The 15,488-nt window shown below is 61.0% G+C and carries 15 protein-coding genes; 8 read left to right on the top strand and 7 right to left on the bottom strand.

Annotation, left to right across the window (positions count from 1 at the left end):
• Positions 1–27: 27 nt before the first annotated feature.
• Complete coding sequence (locus UF78_RS12930; protein WP_045162620.1) at positions 28–984, bottom strand: LysR substrate-binding domain-containing protein; 957 nt, start codon at positions 982–984, stop codon at positions 28–30.
• Between the two features lie 155 nt (positions 985–1,139).
• On the opposite strand from UF78_RS12930, the gene dctP reads away from it, so the two are divergent.
• The 4 genes from dctP (at position 1,140) to UF78_RS12910 (ending at position 5,904) form a co-directional block, all read left to right on the top strand.
• A complete protein-coding gene (gene dctP / locus UF78_RS12925) occupies positions 1,140–2,159 on the top strand; it encodes a TRAP transporter substrate-binding protein DctP (protein WP_045162619.1) in 1,020 nt (339 codons plus the stop codon).
• Positions 2,160–2,234: 75 nt separating this feature from the next.
• The gene (locus UF78_RS12920; RefSeq protein WP_045162618.1) at positions 2,235–2,807 is read left to right on the top strand and encodes a TRAP transporter small permease subunit; all 573 of its coding nucleotides are present in this window, start codon (positions 2,235–2,237) and stop codon (positions 2,805–2,807) included.
• Positions 2,804–4,105: a TRAP transporter large permease gene (locus tag UF78_RS12915; RefSeq protein WP_045162617.1), complete on the top strand. Its 1,302-nt coding sequence runs from the start codon at positions 2,804–2,806 to the stop codon at positions 4,103–4,105. The genes UF78_RS12920 and UF78_RS12915 overlap by 4 nt, the downstream gene beginning before the upstream one ends.
• Positions 4,106–4,167: 62 nt before the next feature.
• On the top strand, positions 4,168–5,904 hold the full coding sequence (locus tag UF78_RS12910) for an IlvD/Edd family dehydratase (protein ID WP_045162616.1): 1,737 nt from the start codon (positions 4,168–4,170) through the stop codon (positions 5,902–5,904).
• Between the two features lie 32 nt (positions 5,905–5,936).
• Here the strand turns inward: UF78_RS12910 and UF78_RS12905 are convergent, their stop codons facing one another.
• From UF78_RS12905 to UF78_RS12890, 4 genes are all read right to left on the bottom strand, one after another.
• On the bottom strand, positions 5,937–6,839 hold the full coding sequence (locus UF78_RS12905) for a DMT family transporter (protein WP_045162615.1): 903 nt from the start codon (positions 6,837–6,839) through the stop codon (positions 5,937–5,939).
• A gap of 147 nt (positions 6,840–6,986) precedes the next feature.
• Entirely contained in the window at positions 6,987–7,754 is a 768-nt protein-coding gene (locus tag UF78_RS12900) for an AraC family transcriptional regulator (RefSeq protein WP_155397643.1), read from the bottom strand.
• Between the two features lie 65 nt (positions 7,755–7,819).
• Positions 7,820–9,208 carry an adenylate/guanylate cyclase domain-containing protein gene (locus UF78_RS12895; protein WP_045162614.1) on the bottom strand — a complete coding sequence of 463 codons (1,389 nt, stop codon included), beginning with the start codon at positions 9,206–9,208 and terminating at the stop codon, positions 7,820–7,822.
• A gap of 172 nt (positions 9,209–9,380) precedes the next feature.
• Entirely contained in the window at positions 9,381–9,698 is a 318-nt protein-coding gene (locus UF78_RS12890; RefSeq protein ID WP_045162613.1) for an Mpo1-like protein, read from the bottom strand.
• A gap of 256 nt (positions 9,699–9,954) precedes the next feature.
• Between UF78_RS12890 and UF78_RS12885 the strand changes: the two genes are divergently transcribed.
• Positions 9,955–10,884: a DUF808 domain-containing protein gene (locus UF78_RS12885; RefSeq protein WP_045162612.1), complete on the top strand. Its 930-nt coding sequence runs from the start codon at positions 9,955–9,957 to the stop codon at positions 10,882–10,884.
• A gap of 77 nt (positions 10,885–10,961) precedes the next feature.
• Positions 10,962–11,402, top strand: a complete 441-nt coding sequence (locus UF78_RS12880) for a nucleoside deaminase (protein WP_045162611.1) — start codon at positions 10,962–10,964, stop codon at positions 11,400–11,402.
• Between the two features lie 5 nt (positions 11,403–11,407).
• Here the strand turns inward: UF78_RS12880 and UF78_RS12875 are convergent, their stop codons facing one another.
• Positions 11,408–12,859 (bottom strand): TrkH family potassium uptake protein, encoded by a 1,452-nt coding sequence (locus tag UF78_RS12875; protein ID WP_045162610.1) that lies wholly within the window; start codon positions 12,857–12,859, stop codon positions 11,408–11,410.
• 190 nt (positions 12,860–13,049) lie between these two features.
• On the opposite strand from UF78_RS12875, the gene UF78_RS22640 reads away from it, so the two are divergent.
• Together UF78_RS22640 and UF78_RS12865 are read left to right on the top strand one after the other, a co-directional pair.
• The gene (locus tag UF78_RS22640; RefSeq protein WP_080890617.1) at positions 13,050–13,421 is read left to right on the top strand and encodes a YkgJ family cysteine cluster protein; all 372 of its coding nucleotides are present in this window, start codon (positions 13,050–13,052) and stop codon (positions 13,419–13,421) included.
• Between the two features lie 122 nt (positions 13,422–13,543).
• Positions 13,544–14,110: a nitroreductase family protein gene (locus UF78_RS12865; protein WP_045162608.1), complete on the top strand. Its 567-nt coding sequence runs from the start codon at positions 13,544–13,546 to the stop codon at positions 14,108–14,110.
• Here the strand turns inward: UF78_RS12865 and UF78_RS12860 are convergent.
• Positions 14,085–15,458, bottom strand: a complete 1,374-nt coding sequence (locus tag UF78_RS12860; RefSeq protein WP_045162607.1) for a sensor histidine kinase — start codon at positions 15,456–15,458, stop codon at positions 14,085–14,087. The two genes, UF78_RS12865 and UF78_RS12860, sit on opposite strands and share 26 nt — an antisense overlap.
• Positions 15,459–15,488: the final 30 nt, after the last annotated feature.

Raw genomic sequence — 15,488 nt, 5'->3', positions numbered from 1 at the left:
GCTGTGGCAGTGCCATCTCGGTCGGCGTTATGCCAGCGCGGTCTGCTGGGCGACGTCGCGTAGCAGTTCCAGCACGTTGCGTGCGGCTGGGGAAAGCAGCCGCTGGTCCTTGGTGATGATGCCAAACTCCATCAAGCCCTGATTCAGGTCGGTGTCGATGCTGGCGTCGACGTCGATTTCAGCGAGCATCCCATAACGTGCGTAGTGCGCCAGTACATCGCGCGGCAGCACTGTCAGCATGTCGTTCTTCTCGACCAGCGTGGTGACCATCAGCAGGTTTTCAGCGTTGACCACCTTGGTCGGCGGCCGCATGCCAACACGCTGGAACAAACCATCGAATTCCTGACGCAACACGCTGCCCGCCGGCGGCAGCACCCAGTCGGCGGCGTTCAGTTCGGCGCGCGACATCGGCCGCTGGATGAGTCCCGCGCGCGCACAGATTCGCAGGGGTTCCTTGGCCAGTGGTTCGAAGCGCAGGTCGTGCTGCTGGCTACCGGCAAAGAAGCGCGCCACCAGAAAATCCAGCTCGCCGTCGTCAAGGATCGCCATCAGATCGCGGCTCGAGCCGGTCCGGATGCTCAGTTCCAGGTTCGGGAAACGCTGCTTGGCACGACCGACCACTTCCGGCAACAGCTCAGCGCAGGGTGTGAGGATGGTGCCGATCCGAACGTGGCCTTGCTGCCCTTGGCGCAACGCGTCGACTTCGCTGTAGACGTTGTCCAGTGTGTTCTGCAAGCGCCTGGCGTGGCGAATCATGGTCTCGCCGTAAAGCGTCGGGACTACCCCGCGCGCATGTCGCTCGAACAGGGCGACGCCAAGCCCGTCTTCCAACTCCTTCAGCAGCTTCGAAATGGCCGGTTGGGAAATCCCCAGGCCTTCGGCGGCGCGATTGAGGTTCGAGGTGTCGCCTAGCGCTACCAACAAAGGGATGTGACGGTTCTTCAAGCGAGCTCGTACGAACCAGTTGCTGTTGATCGGTTTCATGTCGGATATATCCGTTTGCGTATAGGTGCGGCGAGATTTTGTATTTGTTGATGATGGCTGCGCTCTTTAGTCTTTTCAACAGCGGGACAGGCCACGCCAAGAAGCGCTGTCACCGTGGCCGAAGATGCCGAATAACAATAAGTGGAGAGGCAACTATGCAACCGACTATTCCCCGTGCCGGCCTTGTCCTTGCGGCGAGCCTGATCCTTGCTTCCGGCAGTGTCGCCGCTGCTCAGGAATGGAAATTTCAGATTAACGTCAATGCCGGTGACGACGAGTACCGCATCGCCCAGCAATGGGCCAAGAGCGTCGGCGAGAAAACCAACGGCGAGATCACCGTCGAGGTCCTGCCGACCGGCACCATCGTGGGTAACAACGAGACGCTGGACGCGGTCGGTGCCGGCATCATCCAGGGGCACATCACCGACCCCGGATACTTCTCAGGCAAGAACCCGGCTTTCGCGGTGTACGGCAATATGGTCGGCGCCTGGAGCGGTCCGACGCCGTTTCTCGATTACATGCGCAACGCTGGCGGCGAGGCGGGCTACAACCGCCTGGTCGAGCCATACAACGTTCACCTCATTCGTGCTGGCGCCGTGGGGGCCGAATCCCTGATCAGCAAGCGCAAGATCGAAACGCTCGGCGATCTGAAGGGCCTGAAGGTGCGTGCGCCGGAAGGCATGGTCTCGAACATCTTCAAATTGGTCGGCGCGGCGCCGGTGAATCTGCCCACCTCCGAGGTATACACCGGGCTGGAAAAGGGCGTGATCGACGCAGCCGACTACACGGTGTTCTCCACCAATTACCAGCAGGGCTATCACAAGTACGCGCCATTCGCCGTCTATCCCGGCTTTCACTCTATGCCGATGAAGGACATCTCGGTCAACAAGGCGCTGTGGGATGAGCTAACGCCCGAGCAACAGAAGACTCTCGAAGACTCTGTCGATGCGTTCACCGAACAGCTGGTCAGCGATCTGCAGAAAAAGGACGAGGAACAAGTTGCGCTGGCCAAGCAGAAGGGCGACGTGACCCTGACCTCGCTTTCCGACGATCAGTTGAAGAGCTTCCGCCAATCCGCCCGGGAAGAGTGGGCGCGCTGGCGTGAGCGTAGCCCCCAGGCCAAGGAGGCGGTGGATTCGATCCAGGCCTACTTGCAGGACAAAGGCATGCTCTAAGCCGCACCTTGCGGTTCCTCTCTTCGATGACCAACGGCTCCCTGGCTTCGGCCGGGTAGTCCGAGGAGTTTCGCTGTGAAAAATGCTCAACCTTCATCTGACGATCATCTCGACGCCTGCGCCCCCGAACCGGGCCGCGGATTGCTCGATCGCGGCGTTCGTCGCGCCGGCCAAGCCATCGCCTGGCTGGTGTTCATCGCCATGCTGGTCAGTGTGTTCGAGGTCATCATGCGCTACGGCTTCAACTCGCCGACCGAGTGGGCGCACGAGACCACGACCTTTCTGGTCGCTGCGATCTTCGCGCTGGGTGGGCCCTATGCGTTGGCGACCAACCGGCATATCCAGATTCGCATCCTGCTCGACCGGCTTTCGCCGCGTAAGCGGAGCTGGCTGGAATTGCTGAATCTGCTTTTGGGCATCCTGTTCTGTTTGGCGATCGGTTATGCCGCCTGGGTGCTGGCCTATAACGCGACTCACGCGCCCGATGGCAGCTGGCGCCTGGAAACCTCCGGGTCGTCCTGGAACCAGCCGCTGCCGGCCTTCACCAAGATCGTCATTCTCGCCTCGATTGCCCTGATGTGTGTGCAGCAGGTGGTGCGGATCGCGACTCACCGTCGTGCACGTCATGATTCGGATGCCGCGCAATGACCATCGAGATCGCAACCTACCTGATGATCTTCGCGATCTTCGCTTTGCTGGTGTTGGGCCTGCCGCTGGCCTTCGTCACCGGCCTGGTGGCCGCCGGTTTCACCCTCGGCTGGTTTGGACCTGTGGCGGTGCCGTTGGTGGCGAGCCGGATGTTCGGCTTTATCACCGAATACTCGTTGGTGGCCGTACCGATGTTCGTCTTCATGGCGGGCTTGCTGGACCGATCGGGTCTGGCGCGGGATTTGTTCAATTCCATGCGCTTTTTCGCCGGTCGGCTGCCGGGCGGGGTCGCGGTACAGACCATCGTCGTGGCGTTCTTTCTCGCTGCGATTTCGGGAATCATCGGTGGCGAAATCGTCCTGCTCGGCGTGCTGGCCCTGCCGCAGATGCTTCGCCTGGGCTACGACAAGCGCATCGCCATCGGCGTGGTCTGCGCGGGTGGCTCGCTGGGTACCATGGTGCCGCCGTCGATTGTGCTGATCATCTACGGGCTGATCGCCAGCGTCTCCATTGCCGACCTGTTCAAGGCGGCGATTATGCCCGCGGCGCTGTTGATGGGCAGCTACATGCTCTACGTGGTGGTGATGTGCATGCGGTATCCGCATATGGGCGGTGCGCATCTGGAGAAGGACATCAATCAGCCACGACTTACGTTGGCCGAAGCCTTCAAGGGCATGTTCTTCCCGATCGCCATCGCCGGGTTGGTGCTCGGCAGCATCTACGGCGGTATCGCCTCGGTCACCGAGGCCGCGGCCATGGGCGCGCTGGGTGTGTTGCTGGCCGTGCTGGTGCGCGGCGAATTCAGCGTCAAGCTGCTTCAGGAAAGCCTGACCCAGACGCTGGAAACCTGCGGAATGATTGTCTGGATCGGTATCGGTGCGGCCTGTCTGGTCGGGGTCTACAACCTGATGGGCGGCAACCGCTTCGTCTCATCCGCGATTACCGGGCTGGAGGTGGCGCCCTTCGTCATCGTGCTGGTGATGATGCTGATCTTCCTGCTGCTGGGCATGTTTCTGGACTGGATCGGCATCGCCATGCTCTGCCTGCCGATCTTCGTGCCCATAGTCGTCGAGCTCGGCTACGACCCGGTGTGGTTCGGCATTTTGTTCGCGGTGAGCATGCAGGTGTCCTACATCTCGCCACCCTTCGGCCCTGCTGCCTTCTATCTCAAAAGCGTGGCGCCGCCGGATATCACGCTGACCGACATCTTCCGTTCGATGGTGCCCTTCATCGTCATTCAGATCGCGGTACTCGGCCTGCTGCTGTATTTCCCGGCCATCTCGACCTGGCTGCTGTAATCAACCCGAACGTTCAATCTGGCGGGCCCGGCGGGTCAGCCGCTGAAACAGGTGCATCGCAAATGACCGACAAACGCCCCCTACGCTCCGCTCAATGGTTCGGCACCACCGACAAGAACGGTTTCATGTACCGCAGCTGGATGAAGAATCAGGGCATTCCGGATCACGAATTCCAGGGCAAGCCGATCATCGGCATCTGCAACACATGGTCCGAACTGACCCCTTGCAACGCGCATTTCCGCAAGATCGCCGAGCACGTGAAAAAGGGCGTGTTGGAAGCAGGCGGGTTTCCGGTGGAGTTTCCGGTGTTCTCCAACGGCGAATCGAACCTCAGGCCGACCGCCATGCTCACCCGTAACCTGGCCAGCATGGATGTGGAAGAGTCGATTCGTGGCAACCCCATCGATGCGGTGGTGCTGCTCACCGGCTGCGATAAGACCACCCCGGCGTTGCTCATGGGGGCAGCAAGTTGCGACGTTCCCGCCATCGTCGTTACCGGCGGTCCGATGCTCAACGGCAAGCATAACGGCCGCGACATCGGCGCCGGGACCATCGTTTGGCAGATGCACGAGGCGTACAAGGGCGGCCTGATCAGTCTCGACGAATTTCTTTCGGCCGAGGCTGGCATGTCGCGCTCGGCCGGCACCTGCAACACCATGGGCACGGCCTCGACCATGGCCTGCATGGCCGAAGCGCTGGGTACTTCGTTGCCGCACAACGCGGCGATTCCCGCAGTGGATTCGCGCCGCTACGTGCTGGCGCATCTGTCCGGCATGCGCATCGTCGAGATGGTTCAGGAAGACCTGCGGCTGTCCAAGGTGCTGACCAAGCAGGCGTTCGAGAATGCCATCCGCGTCAATGCCGCCATTGGCGGTTCGACCAATGCGGTGATCCATCTCAAGGCGATCGCCGGGCGGATAGGCGTCGAGCTCGATCTGGATGACTGGACGCGCATCGGCCGGGGCATGCCCACCATCGTCGACTTGCAGCCGTCGGGGCGCTTCCTGATGGAGGAGTTCTACTACGCCGGTGGCCTGCCCGCTGTGATCCGTCGGTTGGGTGAAAACCAGTTGTTACCCAACCCGGATGCCTTGACCGTCAATGGCAAGTCGCTGTGGGACAACTGCGCCCAAGCACCGATCTACGGGCAGGACGAGGTTATCCGTGCGTTGGACAATCCGCTGCGCGAGGACGGCGGCATCTGCGTGCTGCGCGGCAATCTGGCACCCAGCGGGGCGGTGTTGAAACCCTCTGCGGCGACACCTGAGCTGATGAAGCACCGAGGGCGTGCGGTGGTCTTCGAGGATTTCGACGACTACAAGGCGCGCATCGCCGATCCGGAGCTGGACGTCGATGAAACCTGCGTGTTGGTGATGAAGAACTGCGGACCCAAGGGTTATCCCGGCATGGCCGAGGTCGGCAACATGGGGTTGCCGCCAAAGGTACTGGCGAAGGGGATTACCGACATGGTGCGAATCTCCGATGCGCGGATGAGCGGGACTGCCTACGGCACCGTGGTGTTGCACGTCGCCCCCGAAGCCGCCGCTGGTGGACCGCTGGCAGTGGTGCGTAATGGCGACTTCATCGAACTGGATTGCCTGGCGGGCCGCCTGCATCTGGACATTCCCGATGCAGAGTTGAAAGAGCGATTGGCTGCCTGGCAAGCGCCGCAGGGCTTGTTGTGGGACGGCGGCTATCGGCGCCTGTTCGTCGATCATGTACTACAGGCGGATGAAGGCTGCGACTTCGACTTCCTCGTGGGCTGTCGAGGGGCGGACGTACCGCGTCATTCCCACTGACGGCAGTGCTGTCCGCTGCATGCCCGGCGTAGCTAACGCTGCGCCTTCGGCATCTCTGTCAGCGATGCTGCGGCACTGGTGCCAGCCGGAGCCTTGAGACGGCTGGTGATCACCGTGGCGAGAATGATCAAGGTACCGCCGATCAGCATGCGCAGGGTGGGTTGTTCGTTGAACAGCCACCACGCGAAAGCAATCCCATAGACCGGTTCGAGCGCGAAAATCACCGCCGTGGTCCGCGCCTTCAGCACCTTGAGGCTCGCCACGAACAGGCTGTGCGCCAGTCCCGTACAGAACACGCCGAGTAATCCCAGCCATAGCCAGTCCAGCACTGGTACCGCGGGAAGTGAGGTCCAGGTGACAGGCAGCAGACACAGCAGGATGGTGCCGTTTTGCCAAAGTGCGGCCTGTACCGGGTCGACGCCGCGGGTGATGGCACGGTTGAGCAGCGAGAGCAGGGCGAACGTCAGCCCCGAGAGGATGCCGTAGAGCAGCCCTACAGTGCTTTCACTGGCGAGATCGAAGTGTGGCGTCACCAGCAGCAGGCCTGCGCATACCAGTCCCACCATGGCGAACTCGACCGGACGGGTACGCTCGCGAAACAGCAGTCCTTCAAGCAGCACCGTGAAGGCCGGGAAGCTGGCGAAGCCCAGCGTGGCGATGCCGACCCCTCCGATCTTTACGGCCATGAAGAAGGTGAGCCAGTGCCCGCCCAACAGCACGCCGCCGAGCAACAGGCCAACACGCTGCCGCCCGCTTGGACGGTTGCCGCCGACACGCAAGAACTGCGCTGCCAGCAACAAGGCGATGACGGCAAACAGTGCGCGGCCAAAGGTGATGAGCAGGGGCGGACTTTCGGCCAGTTTGCCGAATACCCCCGAGAGGCCAAACATCAGCGCGCCGAAGTGGATCGCCAATAAGGCGTTGCGGTGGGTCACGGTAGATCCGCCTGCTTGGATCGGCCTTGAAAAGGGGAAGCAGAGGTGTCGAATAAGTTCATCATGGAGCCTCGCGATATGCGTTGGAGCATCGCCCGCAGCGTTGAGCCACCAGGGTAGGTCGTGCGGTGCGGCTCGTCTGTCGCGTCAGTCTCGTGATTTGTCGTGCGTCTCGCGGCGGATGGCGCGAGGCGTAGTGCCGTATTGGCGGTTGAGAGCGGCCGTGAAGGCGCTTTGCGACGCATAGCCGACGCGTGCGGCGATCTCGCCGACTGCCAATTGGGTACTGCTCAGTAGCTCTCGGCCTTGTTGCAGGCGGCGCAATCGGATGAACTCTTGTGGCGTCAGGCCCGTTTCGCTGACGAAACGTACATGGAAGCGTTGTACGGAGAGGCCGGCCAGCCGCGCGAGATCCCTGACTTCAAGCGGATGCGCCAGATGCCGGTCGACGTGGGCATGGAGCGCGGCCAGCGGAAGCGACTGCGGTCGGCTGATTTGCTCGCAGCCTGCCCCCAGGCTGGCCAGCAGCAAGGCTGCGCCTTGTGCGCCAATGATTGAATCGTTGATCGGGCTGGCGGCAAGCCAGCTGACGAGCTGGCTTTGGGATGGCGTCAGCTGTAGTGCTGCGGACTGCTCCAGCAAGCGCTGAGTGGAGCTGGCGTGATGACCAAGGTGCTGTTGTAACCAGCCGCCATCGGGTATGTCCACGACCAGGCAGAGGCTGCCATCGGTGCTACCGCATGCGTGGCGCGCATCACTGGGTACTACAGCAAGGCGTTGTTGTTGAATGCGGCTACCGTGCCCATCAATCTCGAAATCCAGCTGTCCCCGCAGGCCGAACACCAATTGCGTATGTTGATGGCTGTGAATGACCTGGTCCTGGTTGTAATGACGCAGGGACAGGATGGGCGACATGTTTACCTCGACTGCAAGCGGATGGCGTGGCCGGCTGCGGCGGAATTCGACGCGTGCCGTTGGCACTACATGATGACTTTGTCGCGCAGTTTGTCAGCCGCCTGGTTGAGCGCCTGGATGACACGTTCCTTGTCGAAGTTCTGGACACCGTTGGTATCCAGGTACATGGAGAAGCCCGGTAGTTCGTGTTCGACGAAACTATTGGTTGCGCCGAGATCGCGCCGAAAATCCACGACCTGATAGATCTGAACCGGTCGGCTGAACCCCTTGACCGTGATCTGGCCATTGTCGCGGCACATAATGACGTCTTTGACCAGGGAGTAGGTCTCGTGGGAAATGAGAATTTCCCCGGCTTCGGCGGAGCTTTCCAGACGGCTGGCCAGGTTAACTTCGCGGCCGATGATGGTGTAGTCCATGCGGGTGTCGGCACCGAAGTTGCCGACCGTGCAGTAGCCGGTGTTGATCCCCATGCGGATTTCCATCGGTTTCGTAATGCCTTGCGCCCGCCATTGCTGGCGCAGCACCTTCATGTGTTTGCGCATGGCGATGGCCATCGATACCGCCGCCACCGCATCCTTTTTTGCGCCTTGGCTGGTGGGGTCGCCGAAAAACACCATCACGCAGTCACCAACGAACTTGTCGATGGTTCCGCCGTACTTGAGGGTGATCTTCGACATCTCGTTGAGGTAGTTGTTGAGCAGATCGGTCAGGGCTTCTGCTTCCAGCTCTTCGGCGAGCTCGGTGAAGCCCTTGATATCCGAAAAGAACACCGTAAGTTTCTTGCGCTGGGTTTCCAGCCGTACGCTGCGCTTGCCGGAAAAGATCGACTCCCAGACCTGCGGGGATAGGTATTTGGCCAGATTACGAGCCAACCGTGCGGCTTTTGCCTGCTCGGCTTCCACTTCGCGGCGCGCCTGTGCCAGTCGCTCGCCCTGCTGGTGCACGTAGTAGGCCGTGATACAGACATACAGGGTGGTGAACAAAATGCTGACCGCCGACACCAGAGTAGGGGTTGCGCCGTCGAAGCGCAAAGGCACCAGCAGGCTGGTCAGCCCGGCACCGATGATCACCATCAGTATGGTCATCAACAAGTGGCGCAGGCTGCCAATAACCAGTGCGCTGAAACCGAGGGTCAGCAGAAACATCATGCTCGGTACCAGGATGCAGCCGAGCAGCACGATTCCCGCGCCGGCATTCAAGGCGTCGAGGCACAGCAGGGTCTGCGAAGTTTGCTCCGGGTATTCGCGCTTGAAGCGATAACTCAGGTGATAGGCGAAATGCGGATAGAGAAGGGTATAGGGGACCATCCACAGCAAGTCGAGGGCGAATTGCTGGGTATAGACACCGGCGGCGAGCGTGGCGGCGCAGGTCAGGTAGGCGAACACCCGGGCGTAGTACTCGCGCAAGGGGCGAGTCGCGAGGCCGTTACGCCGTTCACCGGTCACGGTTGGCATGATGGATAACTATCCCTGAAAGGTTCCAGCGCTCTAGGATGCGCCGTTGGAGGCAACAGCGCATCGAACGACGCTGACCGGCGATCATAACCAAGTCATCGTCATTGCGCCAAATCGCCCGTCCAATCCGTGACGGGCCGCGAGTATCGAGCGGGCCGTGCCTGGCTCAGCCTCAGAAGCGAATCTTTCCAGTGAGCATATCCTTGAGCATGACCCAGTCGCCCAAAAAGCTGTACAGCGGATACTGGAAGGTCGCAGGCCGGTTCTTCTCGAAAACGAAATGGCCGACCCAAGCAAATCCGTATCCAGCCACCGGCATCGCCAGTAGCCACAGCCATTGCTGGCTGATGAGCGCATAGGCAAGGATGGCCAGCACCAGCAGGCTGCCCACGTAGTGCAGGCGGCGGCAGATGCGATTGCTATGCTCAGCCAGGTAGAACGGATAAAAATCAGCAAAGCGGGTAAAGCGTTCGGCGGTTTGCGTGCTCATGCGGCACCTCCTGTTATTGTCGTCATCGCAGTCTAGATTCGCTGACGCTTGCTCGCCATAGGGTTTCGGCTCGCGTATTGCGGACCGGCATCAGAAACCCCGACAGCGCCCCGATGGCATAGGGCTGGCGTGGCGAAGCCAGCGCTGACGGCAGTTGCGCCGGAACTTGTGCTGCGGCGCGACGGCCTTAGTTCCAGAGTCCATACAGCGGCATGTTCTCGCCGCTCTGTCCAACCCTTCCAGAGGATGCTCAGCATTGGCCAGTAGCCTGCTTGCCCTGATCGACGATATCGCGACGGTTCTCGATGACGTTTCCGTCATGACCAAGGTCGCCGCGAAGAAAACCGCGGGTGTACTCGGCGATGATCTTGCCCTCAACGCCCAGCAGGTCACAGGCGTCAAGGCGGATCGGGAGTTGCCCGTCGTCTGGGCGGTGGCCAAGGGATCATTTCGAAACAAGTTGATTCTGGTACCGGCCGCCCTATTGATCAGTGCGTTCATTCCGTGGGCGATTACGCCGTTGCTGATGCTCGGCGGTGCGTTTCTGTGTTTCGAGGGCTTCGAGAAGCTGGCGCACCGTTTTCTGCATCGAGACGACAACCACCATGCACAGCAATTGCAGGCGTTGGCGGACCCGCAGGTCGATATGGTCGCCTTTGAGCGGGACAAGATCAGCGGCGCGGTACGCACCGACTTCATCCTCTCGGCCGAAATCATTGCCATCACGCTGGGTACCGTGGCGGCCGCGAGCTTCACCGAACAAGTGGCGGTGCTGGCGGGCATCGCGGTCATCATGACCGTCGGCGTGTACGGGCTGGTCGCCGGTATCGTCAAGCTGGACGATGCCGGTCTGGCCTTGAGTAAAAGCGCCAGTGGCGCGGCGCAGGCGATCGGGCGGGGCATACTGACGGTGGCGCCCTGGTTGATGAAATCGTTGTCGGTGATCGGTACGGCGGCCATGTTCATGGTCGGCGGTGGCATCCTCACCCATGGCATCCAGGCGATTCACCATTTCATCGAGGACAGCGCCCAGAACACCGTGGCGTTGCCCTATGTCGGCTCGGTGTTGGCTGGGTTGCTGCCGACGGTGCTCGATGCGGCATTCGGCATCCTCGTCGGGGGGCTGGTTTTCGCAGCGCTTACGCTGGGCCGTCGGCTGTTCAAGGGCAAGACCGACACGGTCTGAGTGCTCACGTTTGAGTGGCGCGCGATTCAGCCGTATCGGCCTGTTCATTGGCTTGGATATTCAGGGGAGAGAAGGGGATGGATGCATTCATGCAGGCGGCAATCGACGAGGCAAGGAAGGGGCTGGCCGAAGGCGGCATTCCGATCGGCTCGGTGATCGTCCACCGAGGACAGATCATCGGGCGTGGACATAACCGACGTGTTCAGCAGGGCAGCGCTGTACTGCACGGCGAGATGGACGCCTTTGAGAATGCCGGACGGCAACCGGCCTCTGTTTATACCGAATCGGTGCTCTATACGACGCTGTCGCCTTGCTCGATGTGTAGCGGGGCGATCCTGCTATATGGGATTCCCAAAGTCGTGGTTGGCGAGAATCAGACGTTCATGGGCGAAGAGCTGTTGCTACGTGGCCGCGGTGTCGAGGTCGAAGTGTTGCAGGACCCAGGCTGCGTCGAGATGATGCGCAGCTTTATCGCCAATAGCCCTGAACTGTGGAACGAGGATATCGGCGAAACCTAATTGGATCAGTGACGCCAGAACGAGGGTGTCAGCATGACCAGTACGGTAATGATTTCCAGACGGCCGAGCAGCATGCCGACTGAGAGTAGCCACTTTGCAGCGTCTGGCAGAGTCGAGAAGTTGCCGGCTGGACCGATGATCGGCCCCAGGCCGGGACCAACGTTGCAGACCGCTGAAGCCGCGCCTGTGAGTGCGGTGATCGGGTCCAAGCCAAGTAGCGCCAGACACAGGGCCAGCACGCCGATGGTCATGGTGATAAAGAATGAGAATGTCAGAATCGAACGGACGATTTCTTCGTCGAGGTTGTGACCGTTGTACTGCTGGCGTATCACTGCTCGCGGGTGAACCAGTTGCTTGAGGTTCGAACGCAACAGGGCATAGGCGACCTGGAAGCGGAACATCTTCAATCCGCCTGAGGTGGAGCCGGAACATCCGCCAAGGAACGTGAGGTAGAAGAATGCCATGACGGCGAATCCACCCCATTGGGTGTAATCGGTAACGGCGAAGCCGGTGGTGGTGATCACCGATACCACGCTGAACGTTACGATTCGCAGCGAGTCGAGCAAGTTGTCATCATGGTTGAGCCAGTACCAACCGCTGAATAGAAGGCTGGTGAGCGCAAGCATCAGGAGAAATCCCCTGACCTGCTGATCGCGGAATAAAGCGCCGCGATTTCCTCGTGCGGTAGCGACGTACAGCGTAAACGGCAGACTGCCCAGCACCATGAAGAAGATCGCAACCCAATGCGATGCAGGGCTGAATTTGCCGAGGGACGCGTCGGACGTCGAATATCCCCCTGTCGACACGGTCGACATCGCGTGGTTGATGGCATCGAAGCCGCTCATCCCGGCTAGCCAGAATGCAACGAAGGCGGCCAGCGTAAACGCCACATAGATTGCGATCAGGTATTTGCCGGCCATGTGAGAGCGGGGCATGACCTTTTCCGACCAGTCTGATGACTCGGTCTGGAATAAGCGCATGCCACCGACTCGCAGCAACGGCAGGATCGCCACCGCCATACCAATAAAGCCGATGCCTCCAAGCCAGTGCAGCAACGAGCGCCACATCAACAGACCCGGCGATGCACTATCCAACCCTGAAAGTACAGTTGCGCCAGTGGTGGTAACACCTGACATGGTTTCGAAAAAGGCATCGGTATAGCTGATGTGCTGAATGAGCATCAGTGGCAGGGCGGCGAAGCAGCAAACGATCACCCAGCTAATGGTCGTCAGGAAATACATGTCGCGAGGACGCAGGTGGGTGTTCGCCGGGCGGCCTGGCGCTACCAGAGCGAAACCGCAGCTGAAGGTGATGAGGCTCGCCCAGATGAACGCTTGGAGATCATCGGTACGATCGAAAGCGAACAGCGTGATCATTGGAATGACCATGCTGACTGCAAGGGTGATCAGGAAAATGCCGAGGATGAAACCGATAATGCGCAGCGTCGGCAAGGCCATTTTTGATTGATGCTCGGCTCGAAAAATGAGGCCGCCATTCTACGCCTGTCGCAGCGGCAGTAAACCGGCTATCGGCCCGCTGGAAAATCTTTTGTGGAGCACCCCGGGAGGCTCTTCCCAAGTCCGTTGCGATGATTAGAATAGCCGCCCGGGCGCCGGCCCTTTCCCGGTTTCTGGGTGTTCACCTTCCATGTCGATCGACAATCCCTGCCTCACGTGCGGCGCCTGCTGCGCGTATTTTCGTGTGTCCTTCTTCTGGGGCGAGTGCGCCTCATCCGGTGGTACCGTACCCGACAACGTGACCGTGCAGGTCAGCCCATTTCATGTTGCGATGCTCGGGACCGAATCCAAGCCAGCGCGGTGCGTCGGCCTGATGGGCGATGTGGGGTGTGGCGTGCGTTGCACGATGTATGAGCAGCGCTCGAGTACCTGCCGCGAGTTCGAAGCGTCCTGGGCCGATGGCCAGCACAATGCCCATTGCGACGCGGCCCGGGCCGCCCATGGCCTGCCACCACTGACTCCGCCTTTGGAGCCACATCTGTCGCCTGATCGGGTCGCCTGACCATCGCCTGTCAAGCTGTTAGCCGCTAGGTTGCCAAACAGGCCGTTGTCGAAATGGTGCCGCGCGGTCGCGATGAAACGCCAACACCCCCTAGAATGTCCGATTCGTTTTGGAGGTGTTGGATGGATGCTCTTGACCTGTTGTTCAACCGCGTTTCAGTTACGCGACTCGCTGATCCGGCGCCGACGGCCGCTCAACTGGATGTCTTGTTCCGCGCGGCACTGCGCGCACCGGATCACGGTCAGCTTCGGCCGTGGCGCTTTCTAACCGTTCAGGATGGCGCGCGCGAACGGCTGGGCGAGGTGTTCGTCGAGGCGCTTCGTTTGCGTCAGCCGGATGCGCCAGAGGACGCCCTGACCAAGGCGCGCAAGATGCCGCTGCGCGCACCGCTGCTAGTCGTTGTCATCGCCCAGGTGTTGCCGCACCCAAAAATCCCCCAATCCGAGCAGGTGCTCGCGGTTGCTTGTGCGGCGCATGGTGTGTTGCTGGCGGCGCATGCCCAGGGATTAGGCGCGGTCTGGCGCACCGGTGAGTTCGCCTATGACCGGCATGTGGCACAGCGATTAGGCCTGGCGGAGAACGAACAGGTACTCGGCTTCATTTATCTAGGCACGCCGGAAGGCAATCTGCGGACGCCGCCGGAGTTGGATCCCCAGTCTTTCGTCAGCCGGTGGAACGGCGCGCAGTAGAGCTCAGGTCGGGGATGGAAAGACCGGGCGGTTTTAGCGGCAGCCTCAGGCTGGCGACGAAACCGCCCTCGGGATGATTGCCCAGCAACAGCTCTCCGCCATGCCGTTCGGCGGCGCGGCGGGCGATCGCCAGTCCCAGCCCATGACCGGCAGTGGTCTGCCCCGGCGCGCGGAAGAACGGTTCGCTCAGTCGCGCGAGGTGGGCTTCATCGACACCTGGACCGCGATCACGAATGCTCAGGAGCAGCCAGTCGTTGTCGGCAGTGGCGTACAGCTCGATCGGCGCGCCTTCTGGATTGAAGCGCAGCGCGTTGCGCAGCAGATTGTCCAGCGCTCGCTCCAGCATGTCCGGCCAACCGTGAAATTCAACCGTGGCATCCATCCGGGTTTCGATGCGCTGGGCAGGCGACACGATGCGTGCATTTTCTTCCAGTTGCTGGAACATGGCCGGCAAATCGACCGGGATCGTCGCGCCGGGCTCGGCATCCAGTCTCGCCAGCGCGAGGATCTCACTGATGAGTGCCTCCAGGCGGTCACACTCCTTCGCCAGTCGCGGCCAGATGGCTTCACGCTCCGTCGGGGTCGCTCGTTCGGCGAGCGCCAGGGCAATGCGCAGCCGCGCAAGTGGCGAGCGCAGCTCATGGGAAACGTCACGCAACAGCTGTCGCTGGCTGCCGATCAGGCTCTGCAGGCGCGCGCCCATGCGATTGAAGTCCTTGGCCAACACGCCGAGCTCGTCGCGTCTGGTAGCCAGACGGGCAAGCGAATTCTGCTGATAGGTAGTCTGCCCGAGGTCATGTACGGCGCCGCGAAGGCGGTCGAGGGGGCGCGTGATGGACAGGGTGAGTAGCAGACTGAAGCCGGTCAGCACGACCAGCGTGATGGCGATCGCGCTCAATGGCCAGAACAGGCTGCCACGGTGCCAGGCCTGCAATTCGGAATTGGGAATACGGTAGATGAACAGGTAGGTTTCGCCGCTGAGCGGGCTGGTGTAGTCGGTGGTCAGGCGCCGCCAAGGCAGGCGTCCCGAGAGGTTTTCCTGTCGTGCTTCGAATGCGGCGGCGCGTGCCGGAAAGGTTCCGCGGATGATCGGTTGGCCGTTTTCGGCCAGTACCTGAACGTCGATATGGAAGCGTTGTCGGTGTTGTTCGAGCAAAAACTGCGCAGGCAAGGGGCCCTGGCGCTCGTAGACTCTCGTCCAGATTTCGGCCAGATCCTTGACGCCAGGATGCCGATTGATGATCCAGGAGTCCTGGTTTAGCGCGCGGCCCAGCAGCATGGCGAGGCCGGCCACCAGCGCGATGGCCAGCCAGAATGTTGCAAGGATACGCCAGAACAAAGATCGCAACGGTCATCTCTCTACGACAATGCCCAGTTC

Source organism: Stutzerimonas stutzeri, assembly GCF_000952685.1.
GTDB classification, from domain to species: Bacteria; Pseudomonadota; Gammaproteobacteria; order Pseudomonadales; family Pseudomonadaceae; genus Stutzerimonas; species Stutzerimonas stutzeri_E.
This window is presented reverse-complemented; position numbering and strand designations above follow the sequence as displayed.